This window comes from Acinetobacter sp. S54 (genome assembly GCF_016624945.1).
Lineage (GTDB): Bacteria > Pseudomonadota > Gammaproteobacteria > Pseudomonadales > Moraxellaceae > Acinetobacter.
Genome location: NZ_JACVUI010000008.1, coordinates 1 through 19,708 on the forward strand (window position 1 = coordinate 1; position 19,708 = coordinate 19,708).

The window sequence follows — 19,708 nt, forward strand, 5'->3', positions numbered from 1 at the left end:
ACAGGTGGCTACTTCAAGGTAAAGAGTGGGCAGAGTGTGTTTGAGAGTGGGGAAAATGTTGTTATGCCGAAATATAGTTTGCCTACTGCAAAGACACTTTATAGCCATAAAGTTAACTATAATTGGAATATAAGATCAGAAGGAACAAAAGAAATTTTTATTTTAGATAAGAAAAATAACAATCTTATAAAAACAAAAGCAGACCAGCTTGATATCGATAATAATTTAAGTTCTATGCGATTTTATACTTCACAGGAAACAGACTTTACAGCATTAGCATTTAACTCGGATTATATTCATTTAAAGCAGGAAATATCTGATCCAGAAAATACGGATGAACTACTGGAAGAAGTCCTTAACGATGAAGATGAAAGTGATGATGTTTATACCGAAGGGGATTTTCATTGATGAGTAATCTGGTGACTATTACAACTAAATTTTATGATAAATCTGAACGTTATATCATTAATCTTGAAGTCCAGTCCAGATATAAAAATTCATCAAAAGCCAATATGCAGAAAACCAATGATCAGGGAGTATTTGTATTTCAAGCCTCTGCAAATCGCACTATTGAGATTTTAGCTAGACCTCCTAAACAAAAAGATTTTACTGTATTTAAGACCATCAATTCTTCCGCTTTTTCATCACTAACTCATCCAGTTAGCGTTCAATTACCTAAAACAATTGATGAATATAGACAGGTCAGCCAATCTACGCCCGCCAAAGGAATCGTAAGTACAGTTTTTAAGATTGTAGACAGTAATGGAAAGGTTATGAAGAACTTTCCTGTTCAGTCGCGACCTAAGGGCAAACGAAATTCACCTGATAAATATACGAATAACGATGGCATTGTTGAAGTTTTATCATCTCCCAATCGTGATATAGAAGTTCTTGTGTTGACTTCTAATGATGAATTTCAACTTAAATTTTCGGATAATTCAGGTAATGGAACAGAACAACCGATCACAATCAAGTTAGATGAATCTTATGAGAGATTTAAAAGTATCACTACAATTAAAATTTTAGATCGAGATGGACGTGACTACATTGTCGAAAAGACAAATGTGGAGGTTCTTAATCTGAATACAAAGGAGAAAAACATCCATAGTACATCAGATGGAAAAATCCGTATAACTGGTATCGTTGGACAGAGTTATCAGCTTACTGTATATAAACCTGATGGCAAGCCGTTGAAGCCCCAATCGTATATGGCAACAAGAATAAAAAACAAACCTGTTGAGTTACATTTAGATGTCGATATAACGAAGGGTAGTACGAAGCAGGATGATCCAGAAATTAGTAAAGTAATTCAGGAAAATATTACGTGTAAAACTTGCGGAAAATCATTACAAATAGATATTAATTTCATAAAAAGTATAACATCGAAAGCAAAATTTGATTTTCAAAATGCATTGTTAAAATTACCTAATTTTATGAAAAAATATGATGTAAATACTTGTAGAGATTTAATAAATATATTGGCACAAGCGGAAGCAGAGACACAGGATTTTACAAAATTAAAAGAAGTACTTAATTATACTAAAAAGACTTTTAAAAAACCTGAAAATATTTATTCAATATCACCTACAACAATTAATCTTGGTTTTGTAAGACGTGGAATGAGTAAATACTCTCATCAGCAAAAACTTGAATATATTTGGAATAATCTTACAGATAATGATGCTGCATACGGTTTTCATTTATATGGCAATGAAAAATATCCTAATAGAGATTATAGAGGACGTGGGTTATTGCATTTGACACATTTTTCAGAATATGAAGAATGTTCAAAGGCAACAGGACTAGATATTGTAAATAGCCCAGATCTTTTGGAAAAAAATTACTATGCAGCTATTGAAACGGGTGTCTGGTTCTGGCGCAATAAGAAAAATGGTAGTATTCCTATTCTGACTGCCAAGGAAACTGTAAAGGTTGATTCGGATGCGATAACTACATCGATAACACGTTTGGTTAATGGTGGTATAATGAAATTAGATCAAAGAAAATTGTCTAAAAAGTTAATAGCTAAAAAATTTATTTCACAATATGGTGAGTGTAAATGAAATTATATATAAAAAGAATTTTAATTTTAATATCTCTTTTCTTTTTATTTTATAATGTATATGCAGAAGATAGTTTTAGATTAAATAATTTACAGTGTGTTGACGCAAAAAAAAATAATGGGAAATTGGATGTATATCTTGGTGATTGTAAAAATAAATTTAAGAAAATAGATTCCATTGAAGTGCCTAATGATTATGCTAAAGTAGAATATGTTTTTTACGCTAAGAATATTTTGTACATAGCATTTTCATATAATGAAAGCTATAGAGATGTAAATGATAATTTTAATTATGCAGACAAGTATTTCTTGATTAATGCTTACAATTGTGTTAAGGGTGATATGTGTAGGTATAATAGTCGACTGTCAAGTTACTTTGGTAATGGGGGGGACATTTTAGATTTGAATACCAATGAAATAGTATATAAATATCCATACACTAAACAAAGTGATTTAGAGAGAGAATTAACTTCAAAAATATTTAATGATTGGTTTAGTGGGAATTTGAATTATGGCATGGTAATAAGAAAAACTTTTATAAATGAGAGTAATAACTTCTCTCCAATTCATAAAATTTATCTGGTGAAGGGGGATAAATTCCAAGTTACAGAAGTTAGTGCACGATGGCTAAATGTTAAATATAAAAATAATAAAACAGTTAAGGGATGGATTTCTTGTGATGATACAGACATTTGTCAATAATTTATTTAATCAATAGTGATTGTATATTTAAAATATTCTGGTTGGTTGAAAAATATATTATTCCTATTTTTAGTAAATATATAATTTAAAGGCGAAATTTTGATTTTTAAATAATAAGGTTATTACTAGAATGAAAAAATTATTAATTATTTTTTTATTAATGTACTCTGGTATTTTAATTGCAGATGATAAGTGTGAGAAAAAAGAAACAATAATTTTGAGTGTTTTTAAGAAGAATGACTATAAGTTTTATAATTATACATGTGAGTCTGGCAATGGTAAATATTTAAAAAGTTATATAGAGAATTCAAAAAAGATAAAATTTTTGAGTGAATATTCTGATTTTGCGGCTAAGGAAGAGCCTCAGCTTTTGGCAGTTAGTGTCTATAAATCAAAGAAAAACAGACATCCTTTATTGATAACTCTTAATTCTGTATATTATTGCTGTAGTCCACAAATGGAAGGGGCTATTTACAAAATTAATTTTTATCAAATTAATTCAAAAAATCAGGTTTCATTGAAAAATATAACTAATATATTTGGTGAAAATTCAGAAGGTTTTGAAGGGATGGCCGAGGGAAAATTTTATTATAATTACAAAAATATTGCTTCAATAAAAAAATGGCTGGATAAAAACTATTAAAATAGATAGTTAAATCATAATTTTAGTAATTAACCCGAATCCTGCTGAGGATAATACTTCCATAATCTATGTATGAAATATTTCGATTCAAAAAGCTTTCTGATTCATAATTTAAGCATTTACATATCAAAAATCTGAATTTATGGGAATTACTGCTGCAGATTTAAAATCTAAGGTTAAAGACTTAAGTTTAGTAAAAGTGCATATGATGACAATACATACTACTTGCAACACCAATTTGATAATAATAATGGTGTTAAATTTTATATTGTTGAGAATAAGGTTGCCGAGGTTACATATGGGACACTTGATAAATTGAAATATCAAGAGGGATGTTCATGAAGGAACCTTTTCTTAAATATTATTTTTTTTAAATGAGCATTATTAATAAAACTTTTTCATTATCATTATGCTTGATATTGCTGGTATGTAGTCCCTTTCCAAAACCAAATCAGCAGGAGAAAAACAAAATTATTGTTGTTCAGTAAACCGATACTTTGCCATTAATTGCAAAATTTACAGGGAATAAAGTTGATGAAATTAAAAAGTTAACAGTATTACTAGTGATAGATTGAGCCATAATCAAAAGTTTAGAGTTTATGATCGTCAAGTCGCACCAACAGCAGCAAAGAAAAAAGAAGAGAAAAAGCCTGCAACACCATTGAAAGTCACCTCAGATGCTTCTAAAAACAAAGAAAAAACACCTGTAGTTAAGGTGGAATCTCCTACACCTGTCAGTGCAAATAGTTAATTGTCACAAGCATGTGGTGGAGAAAACATTATAAAAGGACTCTAGCTCGGATAACTGAATTACATGCTGTGTATCAACCATATGTTATTAAGTTAATAAGTAATGAAGAAGCAAAGGATATATTACAGAATGATTTTAAAATATATCTAAAAGAAATGAGCAAAAAAACTCTAAATAATTGTTAATAAATTATTTATTGGTTCTTAGAGTAAAAATGTTCTGGAAAAATTCGATAAGTATAAAAATGCCTCAAAGTGTTTTAAATAACCTGAATCGCGGATAAGAAATTGACTTGAAAAAAGAGGACTAGAGCCGTCAGTTGAGTTACTACACAAAACTCACAGCATCAGTAATTTCGTCTAACAAAAAATTTTAAATTTTTTCATATGCATAACTGTAGAAATTTTTGATTTTTGCAAAAAGTCTATTGTTTGATTGACTATGTTTCTTATGTTCTTAATTCAAACTCCGCCTCACACCCGCCATTGTCTAGGACCTATTAAACCGCAGTTTCAATAAAAAACGCAGTCTAAACTGCGTTTTTTAATCTCGAATTTCAAAAGATTAATTAATAATCAAAACTAAAATGTTCAGAATCAAGCGAAGTTAAAGTACGAGATGGCGTCACCATTGACTCAGCATGGCCTTGCGTGCGTGGTAATAAACGATCGAAGTAGAAATCAGCAACTTTGATTTTAGCTTTGTAGAACTCTGGTGTTTCTTTGCCGTCACCTGCTTCTAATCTCTCAGATGCAATTACTGCTTGTTGTGCCCAGAAATACGCCATCATTACGTAACCTGAGAACATCAAGTAATCAACCGATGCAGAAGAAACAATATCACGGTCTTTACGTGCAGCAAGCATAATACGCACAGTCAATGTATTCCATTGAGCGCAAAGCTTAGTCAAATCCCACGCAAAACGGCGCAAGTATTTGTTACGGGCATGACGGCCACAGAACTTAAGAATTTCAGCCGTATAATCACGAACCACTTTGCCTTTAGATGATAACAATACTTTACGACCAATCAGATCCAATGCCTGTACACCCGTGGTCCCTTCATAAAGGGTAGAAATACGTGCATCACGTGCGATTTGTTCCATACCCCATTCGCGAATATAACCATGGCCACCGTACACTTGCATACCGTGATTGGCTGCTTCTAGACCTAGTTCGGTCAGGAAACCTTTTAAAATTGGGGTAAAGAAACCAAGTTTATCATCATAATCTTCAAATTTAGCCTGATCCCCAGTGATTAAGGCATCCGTCATTTTATCTGCAAGCTGTGCAGCATGATAAATCATCGAACGGCCACCTTCTGCAATCGCTTTTTGGGTAAGCAACATACGACGCACATCTGCATGATGAATAATCGCATCAGCAACTTTATCTGGATCTTTTTTACCAGAAAGTGCGCGCATAGACATACGATCTTTGGCATAAGGTAAAGCACCTTGAAATGACAATTCAGCATGAGCAATACCCTGAACCGCTGTCCCAATACGTGCTGTATTCATAAAGGTAAACATGGCATGCAAACCTTTATTAATCTCTCCAATGAGATAACCTGTTGCGCCATCAAAATTAAGAACTGCTGTGGCAGAAGCTTTAATTCCCATTTTGTGTTCGATTGAACCACAGACCACACCATTACGTTCTCCAACTCCACCATTTTCAGTTGGAATGAACTTAGGCACAATAAACAATGAAATACCACGAGTACCTGCAGGGGCATCAGGAAGACGAGCCAACACAATATGGATGATATTGTCAGTTAAGTCGTGTTCACCCGCAGAGATAAAGATTTTGGTGCCTGAAATTTTATAAGTACCATCGGCTTGTGGTTCTGCCTTGGTTTTAACTTGGCCTAAATCTGTACCACACTGTGGTTCAGTCAGGCACATGGTACCAGACCACGTTCCTTCAACCAGTTTAGGCATATAGGTGGCTTTTTGCTCATCTGTACCAAACTGCATGATGGTATTCATGCAACCCATACTTAAACCTGGATACATGGTGAACGACCAGTTCGCAGTTCCCATCATTTCAGATTTAATCAGGTTCAGTGACATTGGCAAGCCTTGACCACCAAATTCCTCTGGATAAGACAAACCTTGCCAACCGCCTTGTACAAACTGATCGTAGGCTTCTTTAAAACCTTTTGGTGTTTTAACTTCACCATTGTCAAAATGGCAACCTTCTTCATCGCCAGACTGGTTTAATGGAGAAAGTACGTTTTCACAATAATCGGCTGCACCTTCTAAAATCATATCTACTGTATCTGCATCGGCATTTTCACCGTTCGATAAAGTTTTATAGTGTGAAGCATAATCAAATACTTCATTCATTAAGAACCGAATGTCACGGAGCGGGGCTTTATACGCTGGCATAGTTTTTAATCCTAAATTTAAAAATAGTTCTGGATTATCTGTATCGATGATAGGGATTATTCCTACTCATCTTTAAAAATACATTGATACTCGGTTATGAAAAAAATGTCAGAAAAGCGAATTTTGTAGATTTAGCCTAGAGCAAAGTAATCATTTTCTGCTACAGTTCAGGCACATTGTTTTGAACTGAAAACAATCATATTAAACTCTCAACTATAACTATATTAAAGGTGTAAAGCGTGAAGGTACGTTTAAAATATTTAACTTATTGTTTATTTGGTTTAAGTGTTTCAGGGTGTACACAGCATGTCATTAAAACCAATTCGGCGACTCAGGACAGTAGTAATCGTGTCATTTCTGGTTTAAATGCGCTTTATGAAACTCCCAGCTATGATTATCATGGCCAATTCAAAGTGGCGATTCAGCCTGATGAGTCAACAAAGGACAAGTCACTTGATCAAAAACTAGATGCACAAGTGCAACAAAAAGTTGAACGTTCTTTGAGTGAACAAGGAATTCGTCTTTCTCAAAAAGAAAAACAACAATTGTATCGTGCGATTGCCCAGCAGACAGATCATGTAAATGATGATGAACGTTTGGGAAGAGTCGAAAAAATGATGGATATGGGTATTAATATCCTGAATGATGTTCAGTTTAGTTATGATGGATCGGTACATTATCGTGAGCGAATGGGCTCTTTGAATTTAACAGCGCGTTATGAAAAACCTACGCTGCTGGTTCAGGCCAAATTGCCGATGATTGTGGATTTTAAAGACTATAAATTTTATACCAATTATTTTGCATTTATGCCGTATCTGGTCAATCGAGAGAATCAGAATAATCTTGCCTACATTGACTTTTCCAAGTATCAGAACTTTTTTAAACAGGTTGATATGAAAAAGTTCGTGGAATATTTCAAAGCCTCGGGTGCGGTGCCTTATATGTTGGCTCGACCTGAACAATTCCAGAAATTGCCGTTAAATTCGAAAGATCAAGCTGCTGGTGTTGTCGAGAAAATACGCGTAAATAGCACTCTAGAAGAATTTATGTTACAAGCTGATCTTTATAATAAGGTCAATGCACAATATCTAACGCGATTGGTGTTAGGACTTAACGAAGACTCTTTAGAACAATGGGCAGAGAAAAAAGGAGAGCAACTGGCACAAAAAACTCCAGTAACAACAGCTAAGTTATCGCCTGAGCTAGAAGCTTATGATGCTAGTCAGAAATTATATGCATCAGTTACCGAAAAATGGGGTGTTACTGAGTCCGTATCCACTGTTGAAGAAGATCAGTCTGATGAAGGAATTGATCAGAATAATGACGAAATAACATCAGTACATGAAGACCAGAAGATAGTACAGAATGAGGAATCCGCATTATTAACTGAACAGCAATGTAGCGACTTGCAAAGCTCACATCAATCTGTGGTATATGGAGATATCAACTATTGTCAGGACTATTATGGTGTTGATGTTTTCTCTGAACCCAAAGCGAGTGAAAAGAATCAGCAGGCTCGACAGAAAAAATTAGAAACGATATTCGCTACTTACGATCAAAATAAATGGATTGATGAGTATGCATTTAAAACCCTTTGGCTTAAACATCAGTCCGAAATTGATCAAACATTGCCGCCACTCACAGCGCGGACACCTTTTATTATGGATATGGGGCTGGATGCACAAGGTCGTCTGGTTAGCGCGGATTACGATCTGAATCTTTTACTGCCGCAAACAAATCGTCGTGTTCATTTTAATATGGATATGCAGATCACGAATTATGGCAAAGGCACACCCATTAGTCGCCAGCAGTTAAAACAGGCAAAACCATTGAGTGAAGTAAGTAAAGGATCTTTTCTGGAAAAAGTGGTTGGAGGTCTCACTCAGTCATTGGGCAATGACCCATCCTCTGCACTTAATGCGCCTTCCTCACTCTCATTTAACCAGCAACTTGAACAATTGGCGGCACAGGTTTATGACCAGACTCATTCTTATGAGAAAACATTTAGTGCAGTATTCACGACTCGATTTAGTGCAGATTATCCGGAATATGTCAGACATTATTCAGCTCAGGATCTAAAAGAAATTGCGAATGTTTATGCTTATTGGTATTCCGATGAAGATGTTTATGATCCACAAGGTCAAGCCCTGCGCGAAATTCAGGCGTTACAGAAAAAACATCATTTAGAGTTAGATGAGCAATTTGATAATGAGTTGGGCTCTGCTGTAGATGAAATCGTGATTCAGTCAATGAAAAAGTCTGGGGAACGCCAGAATTGGCAGCAACTCAAGAAAAGATATAAACAGCCCCAACAGTTGTTTGCAGTGCAATACCAGTCTCTTTTTGAAAAACAGGAAGATGTAGATTCATCACGTCGCCCGCTGCTTGCTCAGACCTCTAAAATTTTAGGACAATTTTTTGTAGATGCGCATCAGCAAAAATTGACCGAAAAATCTTTACAGGGATTGGCAAAAAACCATTTGGAATTTATCGATTATAAGTTGTTCGAGCAAGTCTATCGTCAAATGTTGTCTGAATTAGGGCAGTAATTTTCAATTAAGAAGCTACAGTAAAAACAGACGGTAGCTTCTTTTTTATTTATAGAAATTCTTTGAGTTCGGGTTTAACGCCATGCCAGATGGCAAAAGATTCTACAGCCTGCCCGACCAGCATACCAAAACCTTCAGCAGTCGGTACACCACGTGCTTGAGCTTGCTTAATAAATGTAGATGGTTTGCCATACGCCATTTCATAAGCATGATGAAATTTTAATTCTGGTGGTAAAATTAGAGCCTCACCACTTAAGCTGGCAGACGTTGCATTAATCACCAAATCAAACTCACCTGACAACGTTGCTAACTCTATCATACTGAGTTCAGCTTCTGGTACAGCGCCTTTTAAATCATCGATCAGTTGTTCTGCACGTGCTAAGGTACGGTTTGCAATAGTGATCTGTCTGGCACCCGCTTTGACCAGTGGATAAATCACGCCTCGTGTTGCACCCCCAGCGCCAAGTATCAAAATACGGGTGTCTTTTAGTGACCAATTGAGTGCAAGAATAGCATCGACTAGACCTTGCCCATCTGTATTGTCGCCATATAGCTGACCATTTTTTTGCCATAATGTGTTGACTGCTTTAGCAATTTTTGCCCGTTCCGTTAGAACGTCACACATCGCATACGCTTGTTCTTTGAAGGGGACGGTGACATTCATACCTGAGCCGCCTTGTGCAAAAAACTCTGTCACACTTCCTTCAAAGCCATCCAGTGGCGCAAGACGTTTTTGATAATTCAGGGTAATTCCTAATTTTTCAGCAAAAGCATAATGTAATTCTGGAGAACGGGATTGCTCAATTGGATTGCCAATTACCGCAAATTTTCCTGTCATTGCGAAGATCCATTACTATCAAAAATGGCATCACTATACGCTAAAAACTGCTGCAAAATAAATCACGTATTCAAGGCTTTTTTGAGATTGGACTTCTAGATGAGTTTGTATCTTTATGATGTTTTTGTGTTTCACCTAATTGCCTAATCTTTATCATATGATCAAAATGTAAACGCAAATTAGTAATTCTTCTTATAAATAACTGATTTAAGTTTAAGTCGTGGCACAACAAAAATGGAGAACAATAATGACATCAAATTTCAACCCGCTAGAATTACTGGCGGAGAGAGTGACACCACTTGTCGTCGATCAGACCCAACTCGAGATCGATATAGATAAAAAATCCTCATTACTCAAACAGTTCTATCCTATTATTTTATCCTTATTTCATAAGTTTCCTGATCGATTAAATGGCATATTACACGGTAGTCAGGCACCCTTGCAGGAGTTGTTAGGAAACCATCAAGGTGTATTGAATGAGATCTTGGACGCATTTTCAAAACATCATAGTTTACAGCCTGCGACGATCGAATCTCTTTTTAATCATGCGATTCCACTCAGTGCTAGAGCATTAAAAGAAGAAGTTGGCGAGGGAAATATTGTCTCTTATATCGGCTCTTATTTACCTCAAATTGCGAGTCAGCTTCCTGCTTGGGCAGCCCCAATTTTATCGGGTTTAGGATTGGGTAGTTTATTCCACACGGCGGCGCCTACAGCTCAGCCATTAAAAACACCTCCAGCAGATACGGGCGGCGGTTTTAAAAAGTTTTTGCCTTGGTTGGCTTTAATTATTTTGGCATTGCTCCTATTGTTTTTTTGGCGTTCTTGTCAGAAACAGACGCCTGAGACCCATACAGTTGCAGAATCTGCGGCGACTTCGGAAGCTGTAAGTCCAGCTGCCACAGCTCCTGCATCTTTAAGCCTTACCTCTGGTACAGGCAATCAGGTGTTGGGTTGTCAGTCAAATGTTGGAGATAGTGGACTTGCTTCTTTATTACAGGCTGGTATCGCTAAAGTCTTTGGTGCAAGTGCGAACTGTAATATTGCAACGGATTCTACTTATGCAACACAGTTGCCTGCTCAGGAAAAACTGGACACGATTTTAAATCTGGTGAAAGGAGTGCCAAATGCCAGTATTGAGTGGGTAGGTGATCAACTTACTGTGAATGCACCAGATGCAACCGCCTTAAAAGATTTGATTGATAAAATTAAAGCGGCTGCGCCTGAGTTAAATGTGGTTTCTGCAGCACCTTTAAATGTTGAGCAATCTGTCAATAATAGTATTAATGCGAGTACGCAGGCTTTGTCAGGATTGAATGAATCATCAAACCCTGAACAAATTTTACGTGCCTTAAATATGCAGATTATAAATTTTGCCAGTGGTTCTGCTGCTATTCCCGATGCCAATAAAGCGGTGTTGGATCATGCTGCGGGATTATTACAAAAAGTACCGAATCTTTCATTAAATGTTGAAGGTTACACTGACTCAACTGGCAATGCTGAAGCCAATAAAGTACTTTCACAAAAACGAGCACAAGCTGTGGTCGATTATTTGACTGGAAAAGGTGTAAATGGCTCTAGCTTAAAAGCAGTAGGCTATGGTTCTGAAAACCCAGTTGCAGATAATGAAACTGAACAGGGCAAATTTCGTAATCGCCGGATTGAGTTTAAATTGGCTGGCTCTTAATTTAAAACGTAGTTGAAGTTTGATAAAGTCGTTTGAATAAGGCGGCTTTTTTTAATAGAGAATTGTAATAAAGAAAGAATAATATCTGGAAAAATGAAAGGTAGAGCTGACTTAAGGAGCAACAATTTCATTTACATACAATTAAGGATTACAAATCGATTCAATTTCTTCAATAAAGAAAATAACAGCAGCTAAAAATAGACCAATCGCAGCAAGCACAGTCACGGAGATAGAGATACTATCTGTATAAATGTTCTCATATTCAATAGTAATGCCTGAAGAAACTACGAGTGTAGCAATCAAGCTATATAAAACCAACATACGGTGGTTTTCTATAATATTAAGCATAATCTGACCTTTACATCTTTTGTAGATTAGATCAAAACAATATTAAATCAATATGACAACAGTTGCTGCTTCACTGTGTGAGTATCTTTTTTCAATTTTGTAATGACATGAGCTTTCATGTAGAAGCAGCATAACGCATAATGCAGAACATACAAGAGACGATTTAATAATAAATAGTCTCATTTGCAAGTGAATATTACAGTTCTTTTAACCAATCATGCGGTTTTAGATAATAATCAGTAAGTTGCTTCTCTATCGAGTCTTCATCCCACTCTGGACGATAAGACCACGCCGCAAGATTAGGCAGACTGACCAGAATTGATTCAATCCGGCCACCCGTTTGTAGGCCAAATAAAGTGCCACGATCATATACGAGGTTGTATTCGACATAGCGGCCACGTCGATATAACTGAAACTCACGTTGTGCCTCTGTATAAGGCTGTTCGCGATGTTTTTCAAAAATTGGGATGATGGCTTCGAGATAACCATTTGCGACTGCTTTTATATAATTAAAACAGGTTTCAAACTCCCATTGGTTGAGATCATCAAAAAATAAACCGCCCACACCACGCTGTTCATCGCGATGCTTCAAATAAAAATAATCATCACACCATTTTTTATGTTCTGCATAGACGTGTTCCCCAAAAGGTTGACATAAATCAAAAGCTGTTTGATGCCAATGTTTAATGTCTTCGTCATCTGGATAAAATGGGGTCAAATCAAAACCACCTCCAAACCACCAGATCGGTTCCTGACCTTCGGGTTCTGCGACAAATAAACGAACATTTGCATGTGAAGTAGGAATATTAGGGTTTTTGGGGTGGATGACCAGTGACACACCTAATGCCTGCGCTTTCGCTCCCGCAATATTTGGATGACGTTGCGTAGCAGAGGCGGGGAGTTGGCGGATATCAATGTGTGAAAACATGACTCCACCTTTCTCAATGATTTCCCCATTTTGCAGAACACGAGAACGTCCTCCTCCACCTTCTGGTCGTTTCCAGTCATCAATCATAAATTGTGCAGCACCACCGCCTTTGTGCTCTTGTTGCTCTAAAGCGGCACAAATGCGTACTTGTAGATCGAGTAAAAATTCACGTACTCGTTGGATATCAGTCGAAGTTGGATGCTGCATCATGAGCCTCAAAATAATCTTATTTTCTTTAAATTAAGCATAAAGAAATAACCAGGATAAGTAAAAAAAGGATTTTATTAAGCGTTTTAATAAAATCCTTTTTGATTCAAATGTAATTATGGCGTGAGATTAGAAATCATCTTTTTTATAGAGGTGATCCATCCGTTCACGTTTAGTTTTTAAATAATGTTCATTAAACGGGTTACGACCAACGGTCAGTGGAACGCGCTCAACCACATTAATTCCTAAATCAGTTAAGGCTTTTAATTTGAGTGGATTATTCGTGACCAGTTTAACTTCTCTGACTTGTAAATGGTCCAGCATAATCGTGCACATATCATAATGACGTGCATCGGCTGGAAGATTTAATAAAAGATTTGCATCTACGGTGTCGTGCCCCTGATCCTGCAAGGCATAGGCACGAATTTTATTGGTCAACCCAATGCCGCGACCTTCCTGACGCAAATATAAAATGACGCCTTTACCTGTATCATTGATCAACTGCTGGGTGGCCTGCAACTGCGGGCCGCAATCGCACTTCAATGAACCAAACGCATCACCTGTCAGACATTCTGAATGAATACGAACCAATACGGGTTCGTTGGGCGTAGTTTCTAAACCTTTAGATAATGCGACATGTTCTTCACCCGTTTCAGGATCTTGAAACACAGAAATATTGAAGTCACCAAACTTGGTCGGGAGTTTTGAAGTTGCGACAAATTCGATAGCCACTAATTACATATCTCATCAGGAAAACGGCTAAAGTATAGCGTACTGGTTATATATTGGTAGAATTGAACTGCTGAATTTATGCATAATAATTTCTTTTTTGTATAATGCACACGATAATAGTTGATAAACAGTAAGATTATTCTGGATAATCTAGCCAACCACGCCGCAGGGAAAATCCTCCATGCGACCTTGTTAGACATGTGGCTGATTGAAGGTGACTTTAATTCGATACGATTATGATGTCATTCATCAGATCGAATCCCATTTACCCAGCTTAGGATTTGCCAGGCTTAAGAAGGCTTTGCCACATATGTTGTATACCGAAATACCAACTCAACGCCCTGTTACGCCATTGTTAGATGAGATTGATCATCCACAGCAATTACGTCAGCTCGAGCAAGGCCAGTTGTCTCAAGTGGCTGATGAGTTGCGTCAGTTTATTTTATATGCAGCAGGACAAAGTGGTGGACACTTTGGCGCAAATTTAGGTGTGATTGAGCTTACTGTTGCGCTTCATTATAGTTTTAATACCCCACACGATCGTTTAATCTGGGATGTTGGTCATCAGGCCTATCCACATAAAGCATTGACTGGTCGACGTGAGCAATTGACTACCATTCGCGCGCAACATGGTTTGGCTGCATTTCCAGCGCGTGAAGAATCTGTATTTGATACGTTTGGTGTTGGGCATTCTTCGACTGCAATTTCGGCAGGTCTGGGCATGTCGCTTGCGCGACGTTATCAGCAAAATCCATGCGAAGTAGTCTGTATTGTAGGTGACGGTGCCATGACTGCAGGCATGGCATTTGAAGCCATGAATGATGCTGTGGCGCATGATGCAGATTTGATTGTCGTGTTAAATGATAATGATATGTCGATTTCCTGTAGTACGGGTGGATTTGCCAAGCATTTAGCAGCTATTTGGGAACATGGTCATTCAGTCAATATTAATGATGATGGCGATGCTTATGTGCAGCCTCATCCGCAATGGACTTATAACTCACGTTTGCACCAATCTGCTACTGATGCCGCAGATAATTTATTCAAAGCAATCGGTTTTGATTATTTTGGTCCTTTTGATGGCCACGATGTTGAGCAACTTGTCAGTGTTTTTAATGCGCTGAAAAAACGTAAAGGCCCCCGTCTGGTTCACGTTTATACAAAAAAAGGTAAAGGATTTGAGCCCGCTGAAGCTGATCCGATTACCTACCACGCGATTACTAAAATTTCGCCTGTTGCTACGACTCCAGTGGTAAAAACACCGCCCAAATATTCTGATGTATTTGGTCAATGGCTATGTGACGAAGCGGCACAGGATCCTCGCTTATTGGCCATTACCCCGGCGATGTGTGAAGGGTCAGGCATGGTGAAATTTGCCAAACAATACCCTGAACGTTTTTTTGACGTTGCTATTGCTGAACAACACGCAGTAACACTTGCTGCGGGGATGGCGTGTGAAGGCTTAAAACCAGTCGTGGCGATTTACTCGACTTTTTTGCAACGTGGTTATGATCAATTGATTCATGATGTCGCATTACAAAATCTGGATGTGACTTTTGGAATTGATCGTGCAGGTTTAGTCGGTGAAGATGGTCCCACCCATGCAGGTGCTTATGATTATGCTTATATGCGCACCGTGCCAAATATAGTGATCATGGCTCCAAAAGACGAAAACGAATGCCGTCAAATGCTGCATACCGCTTATTTATATGCAGGTCCTGCTGCAGTCCGTTATCCTCGTGGGAATGGTGTAGGGATCGAAATTCAGCAGACATTTACACCGCTAGAAATAGGTAAAGCTGAAATTGTGGTTGAATATCATGCTGAATATGAAGAACAAATCAGTATTTTAGCTTTCGGTAGTCGAGTAACTGTAGCCATGGAAGCAGCTGAACAACTAAGCAAAACGCATGATATTGCGGTGCGTGTGGTTAATATGCGCTTTGTAAAACCTCTCGATGAGCAAGTAATTCGTGATTTGGCTGTGAATACTAGTTTATTCGTGACAGTTGAAGAACATGCTGTTATGGCCGGTGCGGGTAGTGCGGTAAATGAGTTTTTAGCCAAAGCACAAATTCTTAAACCAACCCTTAATTTAGGCTTACCAGATAGTTTCATGGCTCAAGCGACTCATGCACAAATGTTGCATAGCTGTGGGCTAGATGCTGAAGGAATCCAAAAATCAATAGAAAAGGTGTGGTTAAACCTTATACAAACAGCTTAAAGCGATCAGCTAAAAAAATCCTAACATTTTTTACCCAAAAGCGCGCTAATTTGATAGAATCTGCGCGCTTTTATGCATTATTCTTTGTCAAAGTTTTCAAATTTGTAGTGGGTGTTCAATGGAACCTATGGTGGTCATGGCTGCGCGCGCAGCTCAAACAGTTGGTCAAGAGCTTTTAAAAGCACATCAGAATCGTCATAAGCTCGATCTACAAGTTGAAGAAAAAGGCATTGACGGTCCAGTGACGCGTGTTGATCGTTATTTAGAACAACTCACTATTGATACTTTGCGTAAAAGTTATAAAAATCACAGCTTTCTGGGCGAAGAATTTGGCCTGCAAGAAGGTAAAGGTCATGATGCAGACTGGTGCTGGGTGATTGATCCGTTAGATGGTACACAAAACTTTATCAATGGTTTTCCGCATTTCTGTATTTCGATTGCTGTACAGCATAAGGGTATAACCCAGCATGGTGTGATCTATGATCCAGTCCGTGACGAATTGTTCTCGGCTAGTCGTGGTCGCGGTGCGGTCATGAATCAGCGCCGTATCCGTGTTAACGTCCGTGACAGTTTAGATAATGCTTTTTTAGCGGTGGGTCATCCATATCGTGCCAAGCGCAATGGTGAAATTATCTCTTATGCGGAGCAACATTTCTCTTCGTTATTAGCGGTGACTCAGGCAGGCGCACATATTCGTCGTGCAGGTTCTGCTGCATTAGATTTAGCTTATGTTGCGGCAGGTCGTTTTGATGGCTTCTTTGAAGTAGGCCTAAAGCCGTGGGATATCGCAGCGGGCGAGCTAATTGTGAAAGAAGCAGGCGGTATTGTTGTAGATGCACGTGGTGGCAGTGATTCGATGGAGAATGGTCAGGTTTTGGCTTCTTCATTGAAAATGTTAAAACCTTTAATGCAAACCGTAGTACCTGCATGGGGCGACATGGCGAAGTAAGTCTTATCTCCCATAAAAAGCTCTCTAATATCGAGAGCTTTTTTTTGACTATAGAAAATAGAATAAAAAATGATTATTGACCGATTTGGTTATGACTCTTATGCCCAAGAAAATATAGAGTGTTATTCTAGAATAATCGATAGCGCATCACGAGATTTCACAACAATTATTGTTTGTTCTTCAGGCTTTATGACTTATCGTGAAGATATTCATTCAGATTATGTAAAAATCAAAAAACAGATATTTGAGCATCCTCTTACTTTTGTATTGTTGCCTTCTCTTTGTCTTGAACGTTGTGTACAAGAAATACTGAAAAGGCAAATGGGCAGATCTTATTTAAAAATACAGTTAGAGAAAGAACAATATAAAATCACTAAGAGATTTTATATTTATTCACAATTACCTTGTAAAATGATTCTGACGAATGTAGAACCGTTGTGTGTTTTAAATAATATTAAAAATGAAATATATCAATATATTAAATTTTAATTATTAAGATTTCTAGTCTAGAAATACAATGAAATGTTTTGGTTTTATGTAAAAAAAATCAAAAACCTATTAAAAAGGGTGACTTTTAAAAACTTTCTGTTATACTCTCGCCACGCACTTAAATTTCCGTTCATTACCTGAACATTCTGTTCTATTCATTGTATGCGCACGCTGTCCATAGAGAGGACCATTTCTTGCGCCCAAATCGCTCAGCGATTCTTCAGGTTCCGGCCGTAATCATGCGTGCGTATAGTCTACATCGTCGTTATTCGGATTGCTGCTGAATACCAAATAATTCAGCCTAAGATGCCGTGCCGCCTTTTGTCGATGTCCATATTTGTATTTATTAAAATGGAGCACCCATTAGGGTGAAACTCTCTATGAGCAAAACTTTTGCCGATTTCTCTCTACATGAATCTTTACAACAAGCATTACAGGATCTTGGTTTTACTAGCCCAACACCTGTTCAAGAACAAGCGATTCCTGCAGCTTTAGAAGGTAAAGACCTTTTAGTTTCAAGCCAGACTGGTTCTGGTAAAACAGCAGCATTCTTATTGCCAACATTGCATTCACTTGCAGGCCAAGACACGTTCCTTCCATTTAAAGAACGTATGCGTGCAGTGACTCAACCGAATATTTTAGTCATTTCACCAACGCGTGAATTGGCTCAGCAAGTCAGCCAAGACGCAATTGCATTTGTACGCCATATGAAGGGTGTGCGTATTGCCGCAATTATGGGTGGTATGCCATTTGCAAAACAGATCCAACAATTAAAAGGTGCGCAAGTTGTTGTTGCAACACCGGGTCGTTTGCTGGATTTGGTCAATCGTCGTCAAATCAAATTAGATAAAGTTGATGCTTTAATCGTTGATGAAGCGGATCGTATGCTTGATCTTGGTTTCTCTGAAGATCTTGAAGCAATCAGTGAGTTGGCTGCAAATCGTAAACAAACCTTGATGTTCTCTGCAACATTTGCAGACCGTATTATTCGTCTTGCAGAATGCATGATGCAGGATCCACAGCGTATTGCTATCGAAACTGGTCACTCAACCAATACTGATATCACCCAGACTTTACACTGGACGGATGGCTTTGAGCACAAGAAAAAATTGCTGACTCATTGGTTAAGTGATGAAAGCATGGATCAAGCGGTTGTTTTCGCAAGCACACAAGAAGACACAGATATGCTAGCTGAAGAGCTTGCAGAAGCGGGTCATTCAGTTGTTGCGTTACATGGCGCGATGCCACAAACCGTGCGTAACCGCCGTTTACGTAGTATTCGTGAAGGTAAAGCTAAAATTCTGGTTGCAACTGACGTTGCGGCACGTGGTTTAGACGTACCCACCATTTCTCATGTGATTAACTTTGGTTTACCAATGAAGCATGAAGATTATGTACACCGTATTGGTCGTACTGGTCGTGCGGGACGTACTGGTCAAGCGATTACTTTGGCAACTTATCGCGAACGCGGTAAAATCCGTGCCCTTGAAGATTATTTAGAAGCACGTTTAAGCGTTTCTGAAATTGAAGGTCTTGAGCCATCTCCACCTCCTGCACGTTCAGGTCGTGATGGCGGTGGTCGTGGTCGCAGTGGAAATGGCCGTAGCGGTCGTGATGGCGCTGGTCGCGGTTTCGGTGGCGGACGTCGCTTTGAAGGCGAAAGCAACTTCAAACGCCGTGAAGGTGGTCGTGATGATCGTCCACGTCGTAGCTTTGATGATAAACCACGTGGTGAACGTCCAGCATTTGGTGGTGAAGACCGTCCACGTCGCGAGTTTAATTCAGATCGTCCACGTCGCGAAGGTGGCTTTGAAGATCGTCCAAAACGTAGCTTTGGTGGCGAAGACCGTCCACGTCGCGAGTTCAATTCGGATCGTCCACGTCGTGAAGGTGGCTTTAATGATAAACCTCGTTTCGATGCCAATGATGACAACCGTGGTAACCGTGTAGATTATAAACCACGTCGCGAAGGTAGCTTCGGTGATCGTCCAAAACGTGATTTCGGTGATCGTCCAGCACGTCGTGAAGGTGGTTTTGGTGATCGTCCACAACGTTCTTTTAGTGAAGACCGTCCAAAACGTACTTTTGGTGGCGAAGATCGTCCAAAGCGTACTTTTGGTGGTGAAGACCGCCCACGTCGCGGTGTAAATGAAGAAAGTTTTGGTCGTGATCGTACACGCAAAAATGACCGTTAAGATTTAATTTTC

At 38.2% G+C, this 19,708-nt stretch carries 15 protein-coding genes and 1 pseudogene; 11 read left to right on the plus strand and 5 right to left on the minus strand.

Annotated elements, in window-relative coordinates; all coding sequences use genetic code 11:
• From IAE20_RS11730 to IAE20_RS16895, 5 genes and pseudogenes are all read left to right on the plus strand, one after another.
• Positions 1 to 408: pseudogene (locus IAE20_RS11730) on the plus strand (type VI secretion system tip protein VgrG); the annotation flags it as partial.
• On the plus strand, positions 408 to 2,063 hold the full coding sequence (locus IAE20_RS11735) for a glycoside hydrolase family 19 protein (RefSeq protein ID WP_200482391.1): 1,656 nt from the start codon (positions 408 to 410) through the stop codon (positions 2,061 to 2,063). The pseudogene IAE20_RS11730 and the gene IAE20_RS11735, both read left to right, overlap by 1 nt.
• Positions 2,060 to 2,764 carry a hypothetical protein gene (locus tag IAE20_RS11740; protein ID WP_200482390.1) on the plus strand — a complete coding sequence of 235 codons (705 nt, stop codon included), beginning with the start codon at positions 2,060 to 2,062 and terminating at the stop codon, positions 2,762 to 2,764. Before IAE20_RS11735 ends, IAE20_RS11740 begins: the two co-directional genes overlap by 4 nt.
• 130 nt (positions 2,765 to 2,894) lie before the next feature.
• Entirely contained in the window at positions 2,895 to 3,407 is a 513-nt protein-coding gene (locus IAE20_RS11745; protein WP_200482389.1) for a hypothetical protein, read from the plus strand.
• 571 nt (positions 3,408 to 3,978) lie between these two features.
• Positions 3,979 to 4,158 carry a hypothetical protein gene (locus IAE20_RS16895; protein ID WP_320159397.1) on the plus strand — a complete coding sequence of 60 codons (180 nt, stop codon included), beginning with the start codon at positions 3,979 to 3,981 and terminating at the stop codon, positions 4,156 to 4,158.
• 568 nt (positions 4,159 to 4,726) lie between these two features.
• On the opposite strand, the gene IAE20_RS11755 is transcribed toward IAE20_RS16895, so the two are convergent.
• On the minus strand, positions 4,727 to 6,550 hold the full coding sequence (locus IAE20_RS11755) for an acyl-CoA dehydrogenase C-terminal domain-containing protein (RefSeq protein WP_200482388.1): 1,824 nt from the start codon (positions 6,548 to 6,550) through the stop codon (positions 4,727 to 4,729).
• Between the two features lie 239 nt (positions 6,551 to 6,789).
• Between IAE20_RS11755 and IAE20_RS11760 the strand changes: the two genes are divergently transcribed.
• The gene (locus IAE20_RS11760; RefSeq protein WP_200482387.1) at positions 6,790 to 9,099 is read left to right on the plus strand and encodes a hypothetical protein; all 2,310 of its coding nucleotides are present in this window, start codon (positions 6,790 to 6,792) and stop codon (positions 9,097 to 9,099) included.
• A gap of 49 nt (positions 9,100 to 9,148) precedes the next feature.
• Here the strand turns inward: IAE20_RS11760 and aroE are convergent, their stop codons facing one another.
• Positions 9,149 to 9,937: a shikimate dehydrogenase gene (aroE, locus tag IAE20_RS11765; protein WP_200482386.1), complete on the minus strand. Its 789-nt coding sequence runs from the start codon at positions 9,935 to 9,937 to the stop codon at positions 9,149 to 9,151.
• A gap of 247 nt (positions 9,938 to 10,184) precedes the next feature.
• On the opposite strand from aroE, the gene IAE20_RS11770 reads away from it, so the two are divergent.
• Positions 10,185 to 11,624, plus strand: coding sequence for an OmpA family protein (locus IAE20_RS11770; protein WP_200482385.1), 1,440 nt, complete (start codon positions 10,185 to 10,187; stop codon positions 11,622 to 11,624).
• 141 nt (positions 11,625 to 11,765) lie between these two features.
• Here the strand turns inward: IAE20_RS11770 and IAE20_RS11775 are convergent, their stop codons facing one another.
• From IAE20_RS11775 to ribA, 3 genes are all read right to left on the minus strand, one after another.
• Positions 11,766 to 11,972, minus strand: coding sequence for a hypothetical protein (locus IAE20_RS11775; protein WP_200461243.1), 207 nt, complete (start codon positions 11,970 to 11,972; stop codon positions 11,766 to 11,768).
• Between the two features lie 196 nt (positions 11,973 to 12,168).
• Positions 12,169 to 13,107, minus strand: a complete 939-nt coding sequence (gene hemF, locus IAE20_RS11780) for an oxygen-dependent coproporphyrinogen oxidase (RefSeq protein WP_200482397.1) — start codon at positions 13,105 to 13,107, stop codon at positions 12,169 to 12,171.
• A 129-nt stretch (positions 13,108 to 13,236) separates the two neighbouring features.
• Positions 13,237 to 13,839 (minus strand): GTP cyclohydrolase II, encoded by a 603-nt coding sequence (gene ribA / locus IAE20_RS11785; RefSeq protein WP_200482384.1) that lies wholly within the window; start codon positions 13,837 to 13,839, stop codon positions 13,237 to 13,239.
• A gap of 310 nt (positions 13,840 to 14,149) precedes the next feature.
• On the opposite strand from ribA, the gene dxs reads away from it, so the two are divergent.
• The 4 genes from dxs to IAE20_RS11805 all read left to right on the plus strand — a co-directional run bounded on the left by dxs (position 14,150) and on the right by IAE20_RS11805 (position 19,696).
• Positions 14,150 to 16,063: a 1-deoxy-D-xylulose-5-phosphate synthase gene (gene dxs / locus IAE20_RS11790; protein WP_200482396.1), complete on the plus strand. Its 1,914-nt coding sequence runs from the start codon at positions 14,150 to 14,152 to the stop codon at positions 16,061 to 16,063.
• Positions 16,064 to 16,181: 118 nt separating this feature from the next.
• On the plus strand, positions 16,182 to 17,012 hold the full coding sequence (locus IAE20_RS11795; RefSeq protein WP_200482383.1) for an inositol monophosphatase family protein: 831 nt from the start codon (positions 16,182 to 16,184) through the stop codon (positions 17,010 to 17,012).
• Between the two features lie 69 nt (positions 17,013 to 17,081).
• Positions 17,082 to 17,501: a hypothetical protein gene (locus IAE20_RS11800; protein ID WP_227611008.1), complete on the plus strand. Its 420-nt coding sequence runs from the start codon at positions 17,082 to 17,084 to the stop codon at positions 17,499 to 17,501.
• Between the two features lie 380 nt (positions 17,502 to 17,881).
• The gene (locus IAE20_RS11805; RefSeq protein ID WP_200482382.1) at positions 17,882 to 19,696 is read left to right on the plus strand and encodes a DEAD/DEAH box helicase; all 1,815 of its coding nucleotides are present in this window, start codon (positions 17,882 to 17,884) and stop codon (positions 19,694 to 19,696) included.
• Positions 19,697 to 19,708 lie beyond the last annotated feature (12 nt).

Bases quoted from the DNA above. Each gene is read 5' to 3' on its own strand.
- IAE20_RS11735 (WP_200482391.1), top strand. From the start codon at position 408: ATGAGTAATCTGGTGACTATTACAACTAAATTTTATGATAAATCTGAA.
- IAE20_RS11740 (WP_200482390.1), top strand. From the start codon at position 2,060: ATGAAATTATATATAAAAAGAATTTTAATTTTAATATCTCTTTTCTTT.
- IAE20_RS11805 (WP_200482382.1), top strand. From the start codon at position 17,882: ATGAGCAAAACTTTTGCCGATTTCTCTCTACATGAATCTTTACAACAA.
- IAE20_RS11755 (WP_200482388.1), bottom strand. From the start codon at position 6,550: ATGCCAGCGTATAAAGCCCCGCTCCGTGACATTCGGTTCTTAATGAAT.
- IAE20_RS11800 (WP_227611008.1), top strand. From the start codon at position 17,082: ATGATTATTGACCGATTTGGTTATGACTCTTATGCCCAAGAAAATATA.
- IAE20_RS11770 (WP_200482385.1), top strand. From the start codon at position 10,185: ATGACATCAAATTTCAACCCGCTAGAATTACTGGCGGAGAGAGTGACA.
- IAE20_RS11745 (WP_200482389.1), top strand. From the start codon at position 2,895: ATGAAAAAATTATTAATTATTTTTTTATTAATGTACTCTGGTATTTTA.
- dxs (WP_200482396.1), top strand. From the start codon at position 14,150: ATGTTGTATACCGAAATACCAACTCAACGCCCTGTTACGCCATTGTTA.
- hemF (WP_200482397.1), bottom strand. From the start codon at position 13,107: ATGCAGCATCCAACTTCGACTGATATCCAACGAGTACGTGAATTTTTA.
- aroE (WP_200482386.1), bottom strand. From the start codon at position 9,937: ATGACAGGAAAATTTGCGGTAATTGGCAATCCAATTGAGCAATCCCGT.
- IAE20_RS11775 (WP_200461243.1), bottom strand. From the start codon at position 11,972: ATGCTTAATATTATAGAAAACCACCGTATGTTGGTTTTATATAGCTTG.
- IAE20_RS11795 (WP_200482383.1), top strand. From the start codon at position 16,182: ATGGAACCTATGGTGGTCATGGCTGCGCGCGCAGCTCAAACAGTTGGT.